At 54.8% G+C, this 19,104-nt stretch carries 13 protein-coding genes; 1 reads left to right on the forward strand and 12 read right to left on the reverse strand.

What is annotated here, in order from left to right; all coding sequences use genetic code 11:
• Positions 1 to 42: 42 nt before the first annotated feature.
• From KO499_RS01100 to KO499_RS01145, 10 genes are all read right to left on the reverse strand, one after another.
• Positions 43 to 1,461 (reverse strand): FAD-dependent oxidoreductase, encoded by a 1,419-nt coding sequence (locus KO499_RS01100; RefSeq protein ID WP_215981918.1) that lies wholly within the window; start codon positions 1,459 to 1,461, stop codon positions 43 to 45.
• A gap of 75 nt (positions 1,462 to 1,536) precedes the next feature.
• Complete coding sequence (gltB, locus tag KO499_RS01105; RefSeq protein ID WP_215981919.1) at positions 1,537 to 5,985, reverse strand: glutamate synthase large subunit; 4,449 nt, start codon at positions 5,983 to 5,985, stop codon at positions 1,537 to 1,539.
• Between the two features lie 211 nt (positions 5,986 to 6,196).
• Entirely contained in the window at positions 6,197 to 7,759 is a 1,563-nt protein-coding gene (locus tag KO499_RS01110; RefSeq protein ID WP_215981920.1) for an AAA family ATPase, read from the reverse strand.
• 61 nt (positions 7,760 to 7,820) lie between these two features.
• Positions 7,821 to 8,909, reverse strand: coding sequence for a 3-dehydroquinate synthase (gene aroB / locus KO499_RS01115; protein ID WP_215981921.1), 1,089 nt, complete (start codon positions 8,907 to 8,909; stop codon positions 7,821 to 7,823).
• Positions 8,902 to 9,468, reverse strand: coding sequence for a shikimate kinase AroK (gene aroK, locus KO499_RS01120; RefSeq protein WP_228339710.1), 567 nt, complete (start codon positions 9,466 to 9,468; stop codon positions 8,902 to 8,904). The genes aroB and aroK overlap by 8 nt, the downstream gene beginning before the upstream one ends.
• Before the next feature lie 136 nt (positions 9,469 to 9,604).
• The gene (pilQ, locus tag KO499_RS01125) at positions 9,605 to 11,671 is read right to left on the reverse strand and encodes a type IV pilus secretin PilQ family protein (RefSeq protein WP_215981922.1); all 2,067 of its coding nucleotides are present in this window, start codon (positions 11,669 to 11,671) and stop codon (positions 9,605 to 9,607) included.
• Positions 11,672 to 11,736: 65 nt separating this feature from the next.
• Positions 11,737 to 12,285, reverse strand: coding sequence for a pilus assembly protein PilP (locus tag KO499_RS01130; RefSeq protein WP_215981923.1), 549 nt, complete (start codon positions 12,283 to 12,285; stop codon positions 11,737 to 11,739).
• Between the two features lie 2 nt (positions 12,286 to 12,287).
• Positions 12,288 to 12,899 carry a type 4a pilus biogenesis protein PilO gene (locus KO499_RS01135; protein ID WP_215981924.1) on the reverse strand — a complete coding sequence of 204 codons (612 nt, stop codon included), beginning with the start codon at positions 12,897 to 12,899 and terminating at the stop codon, positions 12,288 to 12,290.
• Positions 12,899 to 13,462, reverse strand: a complete 564-nt coding sequence (locus tag KO499_RS01140) for a PilN domain-containing protein (protein WP_215981925.1) — start codon at positions 13,460 to 13,462, stop codon at positions 12,899 to 12,901. The genes KO499_RS01135 and KO499_RS01140 overlap by 1 nt, the downstream gene beginning before the upstream one ends.
• On the reverse strand, positions 13,462 to 14,523 hold the full coding sequence (locus tag KO499_RS01145) for a pilus assembly protein PilM (RefSeq protein WP_215981926.1): 1,062 nt from the start codon (positions 14,521 to 14,523) through the stop codon (positions 13,462 to 13,464). The genes KO499_RS01140 and KO499_RS01145 overlap by 1 nt, the downstream gene beginning before the upstream one ends.
• 196 nt (positions 14,524 to 14,719) lie before the next feature.
• On the opposite strand from KO499_RS01145, the gene KO499_RS01150 reads away from it, so the two are divergent.
• Positions 14,720 to 17,248, forward strand: coding sequence for a penicillin-binding protein 1A (locus tag KO499_RS01150; RefSeq protein WP_215981927.1), 2,529 nt, complete (start codon positions 14,720 to 14,722; stop codon positions 17,246 to 17,248).
• 64 nt (positions 17,249 to 17,312) lie between these two features.
• Here KO499_RS01150 and KO499_RS01155 read toward each other — a convergent pair whose 3' ends face one another.
• Together KO499_RS01155 and rpmE are read right to left on the reverse strand one after the other, a co-directional pair.
• Positions 17,313 to 18,578 (reverse strand): malic enzyme-like NAD(P)-binding protein, encoded by a 1,266-nt coding sequence (locus KO499_RS01155; RefSeq protein ID WP_215981928.1) that lies wholly within the window; start codon positions 18,576 to 18,578, stop codon positions 17,313 to 17,315.
• 216 nt (positions 18,579 to 18,794) lie between these two features.
• Positions 18,795 to 19,019 carry a 50S ribosomal protein L31 gene (gene rpmE / locus KO499_RS01160; RefSeq protein WP_215981929.1) on the reverse strand — a complete coding sequence of 75 codons (225 nt, stop codon included), beginning with the start codon at positions 19,017 to 19,019 and terminating at the stop codon, positions 18,795 to 18,797.
• Between the last annotated feature and the right edge of the window lie 85 nt (positions 19,020 to 19,104).

Here is a 19,104-nt window from a genome sequence, read left to right on the forward strand (position 1 = left end):
TCCCTAAGGAAACCGCCCTTATGATCAGAATCAATCCTGCAATCAGATGTCCAGGTAATCCATGATGCCTTCGGCAGCCTTACGACCTTCCCAGATAGCGGTTACGACCAGATCCGAGCCCCGGACCATGTCACCGCCAGCAAAGATTTTCGGGTTGCTGGTCTGGAACATGAACTCAGCTTCCTCGGGAGCTGTCACCCGGCCGGAATCGTCAGTATTCACTTTCAGTTCATCGAACCACTCGGCCGGGCTCGGACGGAACCCGAAGGCGACCAGAACCGCGTCGGCAGGAATGACCTCTTCACTACCCGGTACCACTTCCGGTCGACGACGGCCGTTTTCATCGGGGTCACCCAGACGGGTCTGGACCACTTTAACGCCCTCGACCTGATCTTCACCAATGATGGCGATAGGCTGCCGGTTAAAAAGGAATTTCACCCCCTCTTCCTTGGCGTTGGCCACTTCCCGGCGCGAGCCCGGCATATTGGCTTCGTCCCGACGGTAGGCACAGGTGACGCTTTCGGCCTGCTGACGGATAGACGTTCGGTTGCAGTCCATGGCGGTATCTCCGCCGCCCAGAACAACAACTCGCTTGCCTTTCATATCAATAAAGTCCGCCTCGTCTTTCTCAAAGCCAAGACGGCGGTTCACGTTGGACACAAGGAATGGCAGTGCATCATATACACCGGGCAGATTTTCACCCGGGAACCCACCCTTCATGTACGTGTAGGTGCCCATGCCCATGAAGACGGCATCATATTCGTCAATGATACCCTGCAGCTGGACGTCCTTGCCCACCTCAGTGGACAGGCGGAATTCCACACCCATTTCTTCAAACACTTTACGGCGACGGGACATGACCGACTTTTCCAGCTTGAACTCCGGGATACCGAAGGTCAGCAGACCACCGATTTCCGGATAGATATCAAACACCACCGGCTTGACACCATTGCGAACCAGAACGTCCGCACAGCCCAGACCGGCAGGACCGGCACCGATAACCGCAACCTTCTTGTCGGTCCACTTAACCGAGGACATATCCGGCTTCCAGCCAAGTGCGAAAGCGGTGTCGGTAATGTACTTCTCTACAGACCCGATGGTGACCGCACCAAAGCCATCATTCAGTGTGCAGGCACCCTCGCACAGACGATCCTGCGGACAAACCCGGCCACACACCTCGGGCAGGGAATTGGTCTGGTGACACAGTTCGACGGCACGCATGATGTTGCCTTCGGAAACCAGCTTGAGCCAGTTCGGGATGTAGTTGTGAACCGGGCATTTCCATTCGCAATACGGGTTACCGCACTCAAGACACCGATGCGCCTGTGACGACGCATGGTCGGCAGTGAACTGGTGGTAGATTTCACCGAATTCTTTTTTTCGCTTCTTGGCAGGCACCTTCTTCGGGTCAACTCGCCCTACCTCCACAAACTGGAAGTCGTTACTCAGTCGTTCTTTCATTATGACGCTCTCATCAACTCGATTTCGACAAGGGTGGCAGTCACTCTGCTCACCCCGAACCCTTAATCCGAGGCCTTATTCCGGGCGTGCCCGGGTGCTGGCCAGCAAGCTGCGCAGATTGGCAGCCTTGGGTTTCACCAGCCAGAAGCGGCCGATGTAGTCGTCGAAATTCTCAAGAATGTGCTCAGCCCACTCACTGCCGGTTTCCGAAATGTGTTCCCGGATCACGCCGCGCAGATGGTTTCGGTAGGATTCCATGTCCTCACTGGAAATCCGCTGAATCTCCACCAATTCATGGTTATATCTGTCCACAAAGGTGTTATTGAGATCCATGACATAGGCAAAACCACCGGTCATGCCCGCGCCAAAGTTGTGCCCGATAGAGCCAAGAACCGTCACCAGGCCGCCGGTCATGTATTCGCAACAGTGATCTCCCGCACCCTCCACAACAGCATGGGCGCCAGAATTACGAACAGCAAAGCGTTCGCCCGCGGTTCCAGCAGCAAAGAGTTTGCCTCCGGTTGCGCCGTACAGGCAGGTGTTACCAATAATAGAGGTTTCCTGGGTCTTGAAAACGCTGCCACGGGGCGGCTTGACCACCAGTTTTCCTCCGGTCATGCCCTTGCCTACGTAGTCATTGGCATCACCCTCGAGGATCAGGTTGAGGCCGCCCACGTTCCAGACACCAAAGCTCTGGCCAGCGGTGCCCGTAAGATCCAGGGTAACCGGCGCATCAACCATGCCCTGGTTCCCGTGCAGTGCGGCGATTTCGCCGGACAATCGGGCACCAATGGAGCGATCACAGTTAGTTACCTTGTAGGACCAGGCACCACCACTCTTCTCTTTGAGAGCCGCTGCCATGTCACGAACCATCTGCTCGGCAAGTGCTCCCTCGTCAAACGGATGATTCCGCTCAACCTGGCAGGTCTGTGGCTTGTCAGTCGGAATGTGGTCGTTGGAAACCAGGCGACTCAGATCCAGTTTCTTCTGGCGCTCCGTGTCACCTGGCAACCGCTCAAGCAGATCAACACGCCCAATCAGCTCTTCCAGGCTGCGCACGCCCAGTTTCGCCATCCACTCGCGGGTTTCCTCAGCCACAAAGCGGAAGAAGTTCATGGCCATTTCCACCGTGCCCTTGAAGTGCTCTTCGCGCAGATGGTCATTCTGGGTGGCAACACCGGTAGCGCAGTTGTTCAAGTGGCAAATCCGGAGGTACTTGCAACCCAGCGCCACCATCGGCGTAGTACCGAAACCAAAACTTTCAGCACCCAGAATGGCCGCTTTCACTACATCCAGACCGGTTTTAATACCGCCATCGGTTTGCAGACGGATCTTGCCACGCAAATCGTTGGCCCGCAGGGCTTGCTGGGTCTCGGTCAGGCCCAGCTCCCAGGGAGAGCCGGCGTAACGGATTGAAGTCAGCGGGCTAGCTGCCGTGCCACCATCGTAACCGGAGACGGTAATCAGGTCGGCGTAAGCCTTGGCAACACCGGCCGCGATGGTACCAACACCAGGCTCCGAGACCAGTTTCACAGACACCAGAGCCTGAGGATTGACCTGCTTGAGATCAAAGATCAACTGGGCCAGATCCTCAATGGAGTAGATATCGTGATGCGGCGGTGGCGAGATCAGCGTCACGCCAGGCACCGAATAGCGCAGACGAGCGATCAGATCATTCACCTTGCCGCCCGGTAACTGGCCGCCCTCTCCGGGCTTCGCACCCTGAGCCACCTTGATCTGCATAACATCGGCGCTACGCAGATACTCAGCCGTAACGCCGAAACGACCGGATGCAACCTGCTTGATCTTTGAACGCTTTTCCGTGCCGTAACGGGCAGGGTCTTCACCGCCCTCACCGGAGTTCGAACGCCCGCCCAGCGTGTTCATGGCAACCGCCAGGGCTTCATGAGCCTCCGGCGACAGCGCCCCCAAAGACATTGCCGCCGAGTCAAAGCGCGGGAAAATGTTCTCAACCGACTCAACTTCGGAGAGGTCGATCTGCTTGATATCGCTCCGGAAGCCCAGCAGGTCCCGCAGGGTCGCGACGGGGCGCTCATTGACCAGACCCGCGTACTCCTTGTAATGACCGTAGTCACCACTGGTCACGGCTTCCTGCAACTTACCCACGACATCCGGGTTGAAGGCATGGTATTCCTGGCCATGAACGTATTTCAACAGGCCACCCTGCATAACGGGCTTGCGAGGCTTCCAGGCAATCGACGCCAACTGCTCCTGATCCTGCTGAAAATCGAAGAAACTGGCACCCTGGATCCGGCTCGGAACACCCTTGAAGCACAGATCAACCACATCATCCGACAGACCGATTGCCTCGAACAACTGAGCGCCACGGTAAGAGGTGATGGTAGAGATCCCCATTTTGGAAAGGATCTTTAACAGCCCCTTATTGATGCCCTTACGATAATTGTTCTTCGCATCAATCGGATCCATCAGCACTTCACCCGTGCGGATCAGATCGTTCAGCACCTGATAGGCGAGATAAGGATAGACTGCAGTCGCGCCGAAGCCGAAGAGCACCGCGAAGTGATGGGGATCCCGGGCCCAACCTGTCTCGACGATAATGTTGGAGTCACAACGCAACCCCTGCCGGACCAGATGGTGATGAACGGCGCCGGTCGCCATGAGGGCATTAACAGGCAACTCGCCTTCCTTCAGGTCTTTATCGGTAAGAATCAGCAGCACGTTACCATCGCGGACCGCCTGTTCGGCTTGAGCACAAACCTCACGCACAGCCTGTTCCAGCCCCTGTTCGGGACGATAACTCATGGAAATACGCGCCACTTCAAAGCCTGGCCGGTCATTGTTGGCAATCTTGAGGAACTTGGCCGGAGACAATACCGGTGTCGTCAGAATGATTCGGTCCGCATGGTCTGCGGTTTCCTCAAACACGTTGCGCTCGGCTCCCAGGCATGTCTCCAGAGACATGACAATCGCTTCCCGCAAAGGATCGATCGCCGGGTTGGTGACCTGGGCAAACTTCTGACGGAAGTAGTCCGCCACGTGACGTACTTTACTTGAAAGGACCGCCATCGGCGTATCGTCACCCATGGAGCCGACCGCCTCCTGGCCATTTTCAGCCAGCGGACGCAAGACCTGATCACGCTCCTCGAACGAAACCATAAACATCTTCTGGTGGACCAGAAGTTCCTCCGCATCCATCAACCTGAAATCAGGGGTGTCCTGATTCAGCGTGGTCTCAACCCGCAGCGCATTCTCGCGCAGCCAGCGCTTGTACGGTTGAGACGTCTTCAGGCGTTGATCAATATCCTTGGTATGCAGAACCTCACCGGACTCGGTATCAATCGCCAGCATCTGGCCCGGGCCGACACGGCCTTTGGCAACCACGTCGTCAGGCTGATACCCGTATGTACCGATTTCCGAAGCCAGGGTTATGAAATCGTCTTTGGTGATTACCCACCGGGCTGGGCGCAAACCGTTCCGGTCAAGCATACAGACGGCATAACGCCCGTCAGACATAACCAACCCTGCAGGACCATCCCAGGGCTCCATGTGCATGGAGTTGTATTCATAGAACGCCCGGAGTTCTGAATCCATGCTGTCAACATTCTGCCAGGCCGGCGGAATCATCATCCGGACCGCTCGGAAAAGGTCAACGCCACCCGCAAGCAGCACCTCGAGCATGTTATCCATGCTTGAGGAGTCGGAACCGGTCAAATTGACCAGAGGCTGCAGAGTCTGCAGATCCGGCAGTTCCGGGGAACTGAACTTTGCAGCGCGCGCAATCGCCCAGTTCCGGTTACCGTCGATGGTGTTGATTTCACCGTTATGGGCAAGGTACCGGAACGGCTGGGCCAACGGCCAGCGCGGCATGGTATTGGTAGAGAAACGCTGGTGGAACACACAAATGGCCGTTTCCAGATCCGGGTCACCCAGATCCTTGTAGAAGTTCGCAAGGTCCGCCGGCATCATCAAACCTTTGTAGGCCAGCGTGCGGTGCGACAGACTGCAAATATAGAACTCCGAATCGTCAGCCATGTCGCTTTCTGCGTGTCGGCGTCCGACAAACAGGCTGATCGCAAACTCACGTTCTTCTTTGCCGGCAGGCACCACAAAGACCTGCTCAATCCGAGGCAGGCAATCCAGAGCCATAGGCCCAAGGCAACTGTCATCGACCGGAACTTCACGCCAGCCCATGATGTCCAGACCCTGTTCTGTCAGGCGCTTCTCAACGGCAGCCCGGCCAGCGGCAGCCTTGGTCTCATCCGGGCTCAGGAAGACCTGGCCCACGGCGAAGAGATCGCCGGGTTCTTTGCCGAAAGCTGCCTTTGCGGCTTTCTTCAGAAAGCCATCCGGGCTCTGGATCAGCAAGCCACAACCATCGCCGGTCTTGCCATCTGCAGCAATACCACCTCGGTGGGTCATGCAGGTCAGAGACTCGATGGCAGTTTGCAACAACTTGTGGCTGGCCTCGCCCTTCATGTGGGCAATCAGACCAAATCCGCAGTTGTCCCTGAATTCATCGGGATGATACAAACCTGTCATCATAAGCGTTCTCTCGCGTAGAAATGCTTTTCAATCAAAGAGTTAATTGGCACAAGGCCGCTCATCCACCCTTTGACACTGAAAATGGGGGCTGGCTATTTTACACACGTAGAAATACGTACTCAAATCGGCGTTGAGTTATTGTGGAAAGCCAAAAAAGGAATTACCAGCCGACTAGGTTACGTAACAACAAGTTAGCGCCAGAAACGGCACCTTATAAATTGTCAACCGTACGAACCCAAGGCGACCGGGAAGCCAGCTCCTCGGGCAAGCTGGATACTGCGGCTCTTGCCGCCTCCCGGGTCGGGAATTCGCCATAGAATACCATAAACCAGGCCTGACCTTGTCTTTCCCCTTTGGTGTACACCAGTTCATCAAGCTCTGGGTGACGAGATATGACATTCAAAACAGTCTGCTCCAGATTTCCGGCGACCAACTGAATCGTCCAGCCCTCCCGGGCTCGGATCTGCTCCAGCGCAACATAATGCGCCGCATCGGCGGGAACGAAGCCGGGCTCAGGCTCAGGTTCCGGCTCTGGCTCTGGCGCCGGTTCCGGTTCCGGTTCAGGCGCCGGTTCTGGTTCAGGCTCAAGTTCCGGTTCAGGCTCAAGTTCCGGTTCAGGCTCTGGTTCAGGTTCAGGCGCCGGTTCTGGTTCAGGCTCTGGCACTGTCTCAGGCACAGGTTGAAGCTCTGGCTCGGGTTGAAGCTTTGGCGCCGGTTCTGGCACGGACTCTGACTCCACCGCCTCCGACCCCATGACCGGCCCTGCCCCCGGGTTGCCGGGTTCGGGTCCCGTCTCATCAACTGCCGACGCGGCATCCCCGGTTTCCGGGCCAATGGTGATGCTCCGGCGTACCGGCTCAGAGGACTGGGCCGGCACGTCGGCAACCGACGCATCGTACTGGCGGGATACAAACCACCAGGAACCCGCAAGGAGTAACAGAGCCAATCCGGGCCAGACAAAACGCTTAATGGGAATTTTCACAGAATGACTCTGCGTCGACAGAGCCACCATATCCAGCCAGACGCCCGGGGTTACCCGTTTCAACCGCGCGAAACTACCCTGGCTCAGAGCATGAATTTTCGACACACGGGCAGGATTGAGCAGCTCTTGCGTCTTACCACCTGCCGCATGAACCCTTGGCTCCAGATAGGCAACAATCTCGTCCTGCGTCAGTGGGCGAAGGTGAATTTGATGAACGCTGGTCGAGGCATCGTCAAGAGCCAGCATCTGCACCAGATTATCGGTTCCCGCAAAAACCGGCACCGCCGAAGACCCCCGCTCGGAAGCCAGATAGGCAGAGAGAATGAGCCTGAGCAATTCAACCGGCACCCGATCCGCGTCGTCAATCAACAGGATCATGCGCTGCCCCTTTCTGACCCGGGACTCCGACCACCTGAAGAAATGATAAACCAGGTCTCTCGGGTTGTCCTCCGCGCCAAGACCTGGACCGGCAACCGATTTCAGATCCCGGGCCAGGGCCTGGGCACCCGTCAGAGCAGCGGCAGGAATCCGATGAAAATCCAGCCGGGATGATTCACTTCTTACCAGCTCTGCAAGTATCCGCGTTTTGCCCGCTCCGGCCGCCCCCGTCAACAGCAGCGCCATATCACCAAAACCGCAGAGGTGGCGTAACGCCTCCAGTGCATGATGACGCATTGCATCTGGAAAAAACGGGTTCTCCATTTCCAGGGGATTGGCGCGCAGACCGAAGCGCTGTTGCAACCTCGGAAACAGTCCGCCACCTTCAAGACTGCTCAAGCTTTCTTCAGTCACGGGTCTTCCTTGTCTACTGGTCTGCTACCAACTCATCAAAGCCATCAAGCTGACTGTCTTTCTAGCTGCAAAAACGGGCAAAGGTTAAGGCCAGGTTTTCGGGGCTCGCCTCTGAGGTGACCACCGCATCAGCGACCGAACGAAGCAGGACAAGCCTGAGACGCCCATCCACGTTTTTCTTGTCAACAGCCATCAGGGACATAAAGTCCTCTGCGGTCATTCCAGCTGGCGGCTTTTCCGGCAACCCGGCACTCAGGATCAGACGTCTTATCCGGTCATAATCGGAACGGCTAATCATCCCCTCAAGAGCGGACAACTCCGCCGCCATCAGCATTCCGGTTCCCACCGCTTCGCCGTGGAGCCAGTTACCATAACCTGAATAGGTTTCTATCGCATGCCCGAAGGTATGCCCAAGATTCAGTATCGCCCTGATCCCACCCTCGTGTTCGTCAATAGCAACAATCTCGGCCTTACAGGCACAGGACCTGAAGATAGCCTCGGCAACAGGCTCCGGTTCGAGTCTGATCAACGACTCCATATTTTCTTCAAGCCAGACAAGAAAATCATGATCGCGAATCAGCCCATATTTGATCACTTCCGCCAGCCCCGCTGACACTTCCCTCGGCGGCAATGTCTTCAGGCTAGATGTATCGATCAGAACCGACTGCGGCTGATGAAACGCACCCACCATATTCTTGCCAAGGGGGTGGTTGATACCGGTTTTACCACCAACCGACGAATCCACCTGGGAAAGCAGTGTCGTGGGAATCTGAATGAACGGAACACCTCGCTGATAGCATGCGGCAGCAAAACCGGTCATATCTCCGATAACACCGCCGCCCAGGGCAACGAGTGTGGTTCTGCGGGTATGCCGCTGCTCGAGAAGCGCATCAAAGATGCGGTTAAGGTTCTGCCAGTCCTTGAATTTTTCGCCATCCGGCAGGATGACAGTATCAATCCGTTTGCCCGGAAAACAGGCCTTTGCTCGCTCAAGATAGAGCGGTGCGACCGTCTCGTTGGTCACTATCATTACCTGTGCCGCGGACACATAAGGTGACATGTCCATGCTCCCAAGAAGGTCCGGGCCGATAAAAATGGGATAACTGCGCTCACCGAGCTCTACTGAAAGTTCGCGAAACAGATTAGACATGATTACGCCCTTCCTTTCGGATCTGCCTTTTATGACGTGGTGTTTTCGGATTCAGTCGATTCACCAGTTGACGCACAACCAGCCTCGGGCTTTTCCTGTCTGTGTACATGATGATGTCTGCCAAACTCGAATAAAGGGGGTCACGGATCAAGAAGAGCTTCCGCAAGACCGCTTCCGGGTCGTCATTCTGAAGCAAAGGCCTGTTTCGATCCTTGCGTGTGCGCTCTACCTGTTGCTCTATGGACGTTTTCAGATAGATGACCGTCGCATCCCTCTTGAGGATAGGATGGTTTTCCGGACGCATGACGGCCCCACCTCCGGTAGCCAGTACCGTATTATGTTCATGAGACAGCTCATCCAGCATGGCGGTTTCTCTTGAACGGAATCCGTCCTCCCCCTCCACATCGAAGATCCACGGGATGTTGGCCCCACATCGCTCTTCTATTATGCGGTCAGAATCGAGAAAACGATAACCTAGCTCTTTGGCAAGCATCCGACCAATCGTACTTTTCCCTGCTCCCATGGGGCCAACCAGGATGACGCGTTTCGGCAAAGACATAACTTCCGCTCAGTTTTGTTCAGGCGGGTGAGAATATCACAGGGCCCGGGATTGCATAAGTTCAGGAATAACCCCAGGCATCGTTCAGGCACAAAAAAGCCGCCGGTTTCACGCGGCGGCTTTTCGATCTGAACGATTAACGGAGCAAGTCGTTCTTGATGATCTTCGGTGTAATGAAGATCAACAGCTCACTACGCTCGTCAATGTGCTCTGTACGCTTGAAAAGGCGCCCCAGGTAGGGAATATCACCAAGGAACGGTGTCTTGGTCGTCTGAGTTGCGACCTCAGACTGGAAGATACCGCCAAGGACTACGGTTTCGCCATTGCCCACCAAAACCTGAGTTGTGACAGAGTTTGTATTGATAGACGGAATACCAGCCGTGACTTCGCCTCTGGAATCCTGATTCACCACCAGGTCCATGATGATTTTGTCATCAGGCGTAATCTGAGGCGTTACTTCCAGTGAGAGAACGGCCTCTTTGAACTCAATGTTGGTTGCACCGCTGGAGGTGGCCTCCTGATAGGGAATTTCTTCACCTGACTTGATTGATGCCGTTTGACGATCGGCAGTCACCACCCTTGGCTGGGAAACCACTTCTGCCTTGCCATCGCTTTCCAAAGCGGACAACTCAAGATCAACCAGGAAGTTATCGCTACCCCAGCCTATGGCAAAAGAAGAAGCACCGTCGTCAGTAACACCAAGATCCACCGCAAGTGCGCCCGGGAAAGTGATGGTGTTGCTGGTTCCACCGGCAGCCTGCCTGGCTTCTTCTACAGCACTTTGAGAACCACCAACGGTGAACACATTGTCCCCGCTGACATCATAGGCTGCGCCGCCCCAGCTAACCCCCAGATCTTCAGCGACATTGGTCTGGGCCCGAACAATACGCGCCTCAATAGACACCTGACGCACAGGAACATCCCAGGTCGACACCAATCTGCGAATTTCCTCAAGCTTATCCGCAGTCTCACGAACACTGATGGTGTTTGTTCGAACGTCGGAAGACACGAAGCCACGATCAGAGATCAGCTCTTCGTCTTCTTTGATCAAGGCAACAATATCAGCCGCCTTGGCGTAGTTCACCTGAACAATGTCCAGACGCACAGGTGCCAGTTCAGCAATCTGCTTGCTGGTTTCCAGCTCCAGCTTCTCCCGTGCAGCGATCTCATCCGCAGGCGCTACCAGCAGAACGTTACCGATCTGGCGCTTATCAAGCCCTTTGGTCTTTAGGATCAGTTCCAGTGCCTGGTCCCAGGGTACGTTCTGAAGACGCAGCGTAATACTGCCACCGACCGTGTCACTGGCCACCAGGTTCAACCCGGTAAAATCAGCAATCAACTGCAGAACCGAACGGACTTCAATATCCTGGAAGTTCAGAGACAGCTTGTCACCGGTGTACGGGAACTTCTCTTCCCTGCGGGAATCAGCTTCTTCCTGGCTCAGCTCCTCGACACTGACCGTAAACTCGCTGCCAGACTGGTAAGCGATATAGTCGTAGTTCCCTTCCGGACTGATCTCAACGACCGCATTCCCATCTTCAACAAAGGTGTCGATGCGGGTGACCGGCGTGGCAAAATCTGTCACATCCAACCGGCGACGAAGATCCGAGGGAACTTCAATCCCATCCATTGTCAGGCGGATCTTGCCGGCACGCTCGGTCAGGTCCACCGACGCACTGGAACTCCCGAGATCAACCAGCACACGGCCTTCACCGTCCTTGCCACGGCGGAAATCCACTCCGGCAAGGGCGTTAGACGAAGTTGAGCTCGAAGATGAGACAGTTTGGGGCTGAGGAGCGGTCGAACTCACCGCAACACCGTCAGTCTGCCCACCGATTGTCATAATCAGAGAGTTGCCGGAACGAACGGTATCGTAAGGTGTCAACTCAACCAGGTTAAAAATCAACCGGGTACGATCTTTGGTTTCCACCACCGTCATACTCTGGGCATTACCTGAACCCAGTGGCACGCTGCGACTGTCCAGACCGCTGGTCGTGTCCCGAAGGTCAACCGCAATGCGAGCAGGGCGTTCAACGGTGTATCCGGAAGGTTCCGGAGGCGTCCCATCAAACTGGAGTGTAACTTCAAGCCGCTCGCCCGGTAGCGACGAAAACGACACGTCTTCCAGCGTGACCGCATTGGCCAGGCCGGAGAACAACCCAAAAGCAACCACGCTGACGTATACATTGAGTTTTCTGAACATCGCTAGCCTCGACCCTAAACTTTTTTGTACGTGCATGTTTCTTTCAATTTTCATTCAGCCGCTCCTTAGCCTGCGCCCTCATCCAGGGTCAGGGAGCGAGGACGCTCGACCCAGCCACCCCGGCCATTGGGAACGATTTCAATGAGCTCAATCCGGGTTTCACTGACGCCCACAATACGGCCGTAGCTCTGCCCCATGTAATTGCCGGTACGAACCCTATGGATTCCGCCGGTATCATCTTCAATTAGCGCAAACAGGTTACCCGATGCGCCCTGAAGCGTTCCGACCATTTCAAGCGCTTTCAGATCAAAGTTCTCAAGAACTTCTCTCGGCCGATCCAGGTCCGGTTCAACATCGCTGACAGGTTGCTCGTCCACCATAGTCAACTGCACATCGATGGGCGGCTCAAAAGGCGCTCGACGATCCGCCGCAGAGTAACTGAAAGCCTCATAGGCTTTGAACTCCGGCAGAGGTTCGACATACCCCCTCGGCTTTGCTCTCGTCTCGGCCATGAACTGATCAAGATCCGAGAATCCTCCGCCCTGGGAACAGGCTGTCAGGAGAGACGCCAGACAAATACCCATCCAGGCCTTTACCGCATGCTGTTTTCTCATGCTCACTCTCCAGCCCGGTAGCGATAAGTACGAGCCACAACCTGCATATCAAGCTGATCTCCGTCTACGCCAATTGGTTTTATGGTCAGGTCGTGCAGCGTCACAATCCGTGGCAGGCTCGCAACGCTGCTAACGAACGACGCCAGCTCATGATAAGAGCCCGACACCCGAATGTTGATTGGCAGCTCGGAATAGAAATCCCGACGCTGCTCCGGCTGCAGCTTCACTTCTTGCAGCGCGAGACCATTACCCAAAGCCGTATTGGTAATGTCTTCAAGCAACCCCGGCACTTCCGTTTCACTTGGAAGCTGTCGTACCAGAGCACCAAAGGTCTCCTCCATTTCCAACATCTGAGCCTTGAAAACCTCGAGATTCGCTACCTGATAGGCCTTCTCTTCATAGGTTTTGCGCAGTTCCTGCTCAGTCTGCTCCACGCGCTCAAGCTGCGTATACTGATCCTTGATAACGAACCAGTAACCGCCTCCGACGATGAGCCCAAAAACAAGCAATACGACGATGGCCTTGACTGGCGCTGGCCAGATACCCGCATTGTTGATATCGAGATCATTGACATCAAATTCACTAAGGCTTTTGAAAGAGTCCGCGAGGCTCATTATTCATCCTCCCCTTCGGGCTCGGGCGTTTTTTGTTTTACGGACAGGTTGAACTCGCTGTAACCCGCTCGAAGATCATCGGCGGCAGATACGTTAGCGAGGTTGGGATCCGTGAACCAGTCGGACTCATCGAATTGACGCATCAGCGAAGAAACCCGGCTGTTGGATTCAGCCATACCCACAATGCTTAAAGAATCACCTGAGCGCCTGATATCTGTGTAAAACAAGCCATCGGGCAATGTCCTGACCAATTCATCAAAGACTCGCACAATAACCGGACGCTTACCCTGAAGATCCTGGATCACCTGCATCCTGGCGAGAAGCTCATCACGCTTACGCTTGAGGTCTTCAATTTCTTTGATTTGCTCGTCGAGCTTTTTGGCCGCTGTCTCGATGTAAGCGTTACGGGATTGCTGATAGGCAATTCTGCTATCCATATCAGATTTCCAGAGGAAGACGAGACCACCGGCAATGATCGCGGCACCAAGGATCATAACCACGAACTGCTTCTGTCTCTCGGCACGAAGTTCTTCGCGCCACGGTCGAAGGTTAATCTTTGCCATCAGTCAAAGCTCCTCATTGCCAGGCCGCAGGCAATCATCAGAGATGGCGCGTCATTGCTCAGTGCCGATGCATTAACCCGAGACCCCACAGCCATGTCGGCAAACGGATTTGCAACCAGTGCCGGCGTCCCTGTTTTCTCCTCAACCATCTCTGTCAGGACCGGTATCGAAGCAGTGCCGCCCGCCAGGACGACATAATCAACCGCATTGTACTGACTGGCGCCAAAGAAGAACTGAAGCGCCCGGGCAACCTGCTGCACCACCGCCTCCCGGAATGGCGTCAGCACTTCGGATTCGTAATCATCCGGCAACCCGCCCTGCTTTTTGGCCAGGCCAGCCTCTTCGAGCGACAAGCCGTAGCGACGCTGGATTTCCTCAGTCAGCTGCTTGCCACCGAAAATCTGTTCGCGCGTATAAACGGTCTTGCCATCGGCCAGAACGCTCAGAGTGGTCATGGTCGCACCAATATCCACAATCGCCACCACCAGCTCCTCACCTTGTGAGTCCAGCTGGGGCTCGATCAATTCATAGGCGCGCTCGAGGGCATAGGCCTCGACATCAACCACCTTGGTCGTCAACGAAGCAATCTCGAGTGCATCCTCACGGATATCGACATTCTCCTTCCGGCATGCAGCCAAGAGAACGTCCACCTGATCGGGGTTGCTTTCAGAGGGTCCCTGAACTTCGAAATCGATCGCCACTTCATCAAGCGGGTATGGAATGTACTGATCGGCCTCAAGAGCGATCTGATCTTCCATTTCGAATTCGTTCAGGCCACCGTCCATCTGGATAACCTTGGTAATGACGGCAGAGCCGGATACGGCCACTGCAACTTGCTTGACGCCTGAGCGAGACTTTGAGGCAACGCGCTTCATCACTTCGCCCACTGCCTCAACGTCAGTAATATTTTTTTCGACCACAGCGTTGGCCGGTAATGGCTCAACTGCGTAGCTCTCGACCTTATACCGGTCACCCTGCTTTGACAGCCCCAGAAGCTTGACCGAGCTGGAGCTTATATCCACGCCCAGCACTGCACTGGATTTCTTTCCTAATCCAAACACGCGCTCACCCTATTACCTGGTTAGATGCACCCGGTTACGTAACTTATGTGTTTTTTATTTAAGAGAATTCCTTCAACATTCCGTCTACAATACCTGTTCTTTTTTAGCCGAGAACTATTGCGACAGCGAAGCGATTCTTCCTTCCTAAAGCAATTTCTCAAATGATAGACCTATATCCAACAGTTGTCAGAAAAAAATGTCTCATTTGTTGCGCACATCTCGCCTTTTTGCCTGGTTGTTTCTTACCGGACTGAGTGTCGCCGTTATCGTAACCTCAGGCTTCTATCTTTACCTACGTCCTGGCCTACCACCCGTACATCAACTTCTGGACATCAAGCTCCAAACGCCATTACGGGTCTATAGCAAAGACAACAGATTAATAGCAGAATTCGGTGAAAAGAGAAGGGCACCGATCACAATCGAACAGATCCCAACAATTCAGTTACAAGCCTTTATGGCTGCTGAGGACTCCCGTTTTTACGAGCACTACGGGGTCGACATCAAAGGCCTGGCGCGGGCTGCCATCGAACTTGTCTCAACCGGCAGGATCCAGTCCGGAGGCAGTACGATCACAATGCAGGTTGCAAAAAATTACTTTTTGTCACGGGACAGAACCTTTATTCGGAAGTTCAACGAGATACTTCTAGCTCTTCAGATTGAACGTGAACTGGATAAGAACCGCATACTCGAGCTCTATCTGAACAAGATTTACCTTGGCAATCGCGCCTATGGAATTGCCGCTGCCGCCCAGGTTTATTACAACAAACCGGTCGCCGAGCTATCACTTGCCCAGATGGCCATGCTTGCCGGTTTGCCCAAAGCACCCTCAGCCTTCAACCCTCTGGCCAACCCGGATCGCGCGATGATCCGGAGAAACTGGATTCTCGGACGCATGCGCGACCTGGGCTACATCACCCCGGATGCCCACGAACTCGCTGTGTCAGCCCCTATCACGGCCAGCTATAACAGCACGGAAACGGAAGTTGACGCCGACTACATTGCCGAAATGGCACGCTCCGAAATGGTTAGGCGATTCGGAGAAGAGGCTTACACCGACGGCTACACTGTCACCCTGACAGTTGATGGCAAAAAACAACAGGTTGCCACAGAAGCGCTCAGAAACGGACTAGAAGCCTATGATCGACGCCACGGCTTTCGCGGCCCCATCGGGCAGATTGACCCGGAAACACTGGCCTCCGGCGAACTGTCCGACCTGGTCCTGAACTATCGGCGGGTGGAGTCATTGCTGCCGGCAATCGTAACGGACGTTGATGACGCTGCAGCCGAGGTGAGAGTCCACGCGCGCCGCATTGGTCCGGCCACAATGCCTTTCGAAACCATGACATGGGCAAGCCGGTACAAAACCGAAAACTACACAGGTCCTGAGCCGGAAAAACCGTCAGACGTTGTTTCTCCCGGCGATGTTGTCTATGTGCGCGCTCAAACCCCGAACCTGACGCCACCAGATAACGGAGGCAACGACAACAGACCTGAAAACGGCGAGCCAGAACAATCTGCCACAGCAAACGTCGCTCTCGCCCAAGTGCCGAGGGTCGAAGGCGCGCTAATCTCCCTCAAGGCCGAAACAGGTGCCATTGAGGCTCTGAGCGGCGGCTACAGCTTCGGCCAGAGCAAATACAATCGGGCTATCCAGGCTCGCCGCCAGCCGGGCTCAACCTTCAAACCCTTTCTTTACTTGAGCGCACTCGAAAACGGCATGACGCCGGCAACGATCTACAACGATGCTCCTATTGTGTTCGACGACTCGGAACTGGAAACCGCATGGCGCCCCCAGAACTCATCCGGACAATTTTATGGCCCCACGCGCCTTCGGGAAGCCCTCTACCGTTCTCGCAACCTCGTCTCGATACGGCTTCTGCGCGATCTCGGCATAAAGAACACTCTGAATTATCTTGAGCAGCTGAAAATCCCAGTTGAAAATATGCCAGATAACCTGTCGCTCTCCCTGGGTAGCGGACAACTCACCCCCATGGAGCTGGCAAGGGGGATGGCCGTTATCGCCAATGGCGGTTACGACGTGAAACCCTACCTGATTGAAACCATCAAGGACTTCAACGGCGAGATCATCTACCAGGCGCCGAAAACCATCCTGTGTGACACCGCCTGTGATGAGCTTCAAATGCAAGAGACCTCCGGCACAGAAGAAAGCGAGGCGGACACGAACACAGACGCCTCGGTAACCAGCGAAGAATCACCGGAGATTCGCGTAATGCCCAGACTGGCAGATGAACGCGCCGTCTTCATTTTGCACTCGATGATGCGAGACGTTGTCCGCCGCGGCACAGGCAGGCGAGCTCTGGCTCTCGGACGGGACGACATTGCAGGAAAAACCGGCACCACCAACGAACAGAAAGACACCTGGTTTGCAGGCTTCAACCACGATATAGCCACAACCACCTGGGTCGGACTGGATCAGCCCGCTCCGCTCGGCAGACGCGAGTTTGGCGCCAGCACCGCCTTGCCCATCTGGCTCGATTACATGAAAGCGTCGCTTGAGGGCACCCCTTCTTCCTTTATGCCGCGTCCCAATGGACTCGTGAACATACGCATTGATCCAAACACCGGACAACGTGCGCGACCAGGTGAAGACGGTGTATTTGAGGTATTCCGGGAAGAAGATGCACCGCCGCCTCTGACATCAGAATCTGAGAGCGATCGTAACGGCGACTCCGCAGAAGACGACTTGTCACGACGAATCTTCTGATTTTCAGACAGGCACAAAAAAACCGGCGGGATCACCGCCGGTTTTTTTCATTCCGAACAATCGATCAGATAATGTCATCCATCGATTTGAGCGGGTAGTGCGCAGGATATGCGTTCCGGGCAACCCCGGAATCCACAGCAGCCCGAGCAACAGCTGCCGGCACAACCTCAAGCAAGCGGACATCCATCGGTTTAGGAATGATGTACTCTTTCCCGAACTCAAAGCTGTCCACACCGTAAGCCTCACAGATCTCCTGAGGCACAGGCTCTTTAGCCAGCTCACGGATTGCGTTGACGGCCGCCACCTTCATTTCTTCATTGATCGTGGTAGCACGCACATCCAGCGCCCCACGGAAAATGAACGGGAAGCCCAACACGTTATTGACCTGGTTCGGATAATCCGAGCGGCCGGTAGCCATGATCAAGTCATCACGGGCAGCCAGGGCAATTGCCGGACTGATTTCAGGATCCGGATTTGAGCAGGCAAAGACAATTGGCTTGGGAGCCATCTTCTTCAGCTGATCCGCCGTCAGCAGATCCGGGCCAGACAGCCCCAAAAACACATCAGCACCTTCAATGGCGTCGTCCAGAGTGCGCTTGTCTGTATCGGTGGCAAACATTGCCTTGTACTGATTCAGATCATCACGACCAGAGTGGATCACACCCTTACGGTCGATCATGTAGATGTTTTCAGAGCGAATACCGCAGCTGACAAGAATCTTCATGCAGGCATTGGCGGCCGCACCGGCACCCAGACACACCACCCTCGCCTCTTCAATCTTTTTGCCCTGCAACTCAAGGGCATTGAGCATGCCAGCGGCTGTTACAATAGCAGTACCATGCTGGTCATCATGGAAGACAGGCACGTTGCATTTTTCAATCAGTGCACGCTCGATCTCAAAACACTCAGGCGCCTTGATATCCTCCAGGTTGATACCACCAAAGGTATCCGCAATACGCTCAACTGTTTCAATAAACGCTTGCGGGCTCTCGGAATTGACCTCAATATCGAAAACATCAATTCCGGCAAAGCGCTTGAACAGCACGCCTTTGCCTTCCATAACCGGCTTACTTGCCAGCGGACCCAGGTTACCCAGACCAAGAATCGCGGAACCATCAGAGATTACAGCCACCAGGTTGCCCTTGGCGGTGTATTTGTATGCATTCTCTGGGTCCTTTGCGATCTCGCGGACCGGTTCGGCAACCCCGGGGCTATACGCCAGGGAAAGATCGCGGGAAGTCTTGGTCGGCTTGGTGATTTCAACGCTCACCTTACCAGGCCGCGGCTTGGCGTGATATTCAAGGGCTGCTTCTTTCAGATCTTGAGACATTGCCACTGTTCCGTTTGTCACGTTTAAAGGTAATGAACCGCCAGAGCTTGCCCAGCGGAGCGCGCCATTATGGCTCGCCAAACTCGAAACGACAAGTGGCCCATGAACATTTCGCAAACAGTCAATAGTGCTAATTGCGTATGTACTTGTTGAATACATATCGGAATTCAGGCACAAAAAAAAGCGCCCGAAGGCGCTTTTTTCGATCCGCAGCAATCAGTCTTCTTTCTTGCCGCCGATACGACCACCGAACCGCTTCTGGAAGCGATCGATACGGCCACCTGTATCCATCACTTTCTGCTTGCCAGTATAGAACGGGTGACACTGGGAGCACACATCCAACTGCAGATCATGGGTGTAAGTAGAACGAGTCTTGAATGAATTTCCGCAGGAACACGTTGCGGTAATTTCTTCGTACTTAGGGTGAATACCTTCTTTCATGGCGAACCTCGTTAGGTCATGCCGCTACCTGATCACGGGGCTTATATTTACCCAGGCGCCAGGCACCGCATGTTTGAATCAATTG

The organism is Marinobacter sp. F3R08 (assembly GCF_018860425.1).
Lineage (GTDB): Bacteria > Pseudomonadota > Gammaproteobacteria > Pseudomonadales > Oleiphilaceae > Marinobacter.

Coding starts and splice junctions, on each gene's coding strand:
- pilQ (WP_215981922.1), bottom strand. CDS start 11,671: ATGTTCAGAAAACTCAATGTATACGTCAGCGTGGTTGCTTTTGGGTTG.
- KO499_RS01130 (WP_215981923.1), bottom strand. CDS start 12,285: ATGAGAAAACAGCATGCGGTAAAGGCCTGGATGGGTATTTGTCTGGCG.
- rpmE (WP_215981929.1), bottom strand. CDS start 19,019: ATGAAAGAAGGTATTCACCCTAAGTACGAAGAAATTACCGCAACGTGT.
- aroK (WP_228339710.1), bottom strand. CDS start 9,468: ATGTCTTTGCCGAAACGCGTCATCCTGGTTGGCCCCATGGGAGCAGGG.
- KO499_RS01155 (WP_215981928.1), bottom strand. CDS start 18,578: ATGTCTCAAGATCTGAAAGAAGCAGCCCTTGAATATCACGCCAAGCCG.
- KO499_RS01150 (WP_215981927.1), top strand. CDS start 14,720: ATGTCTCATTTGTTGCGCACATCTCGCCTTTTTGCCTGGTTGTTTCTT.
- KO499_RS01135 (WP_215981924.1), bottom strand. CDS start 12,899: ATGAGCCTCGCGGACTCTTTCAAAAGCCTTAGTGAATTTGATGTCAAT.
- gltB (WP_215981919.1), bottom strand. CDS start 5,985: ATGATGACAGGTTTGTATCATCCCGATGAATTCAGGGACAACTGCGGA.
- KO499_RS01100 (WP_215981918.1), bottom strand. CDS start 1,461: ATGAAAGAACGACTGAGTAACGACTTCCAGTTTGTGGAGGTAGGGCGA.
- aroB (WP_215981921.1), bottom strand. CDS start 8,909: ATGTCTAATCTGTTTCGCGAACTTTCAGTAGAGCTCGGTGAGCGCAGT.
- KO499_RS01140 (WP_215981925.1), bottom strand. CDS start 13,462: ATGGCAAAGATTAACCTTCGACCGTGGCGCGAAGAACTTCGTGCCGAG.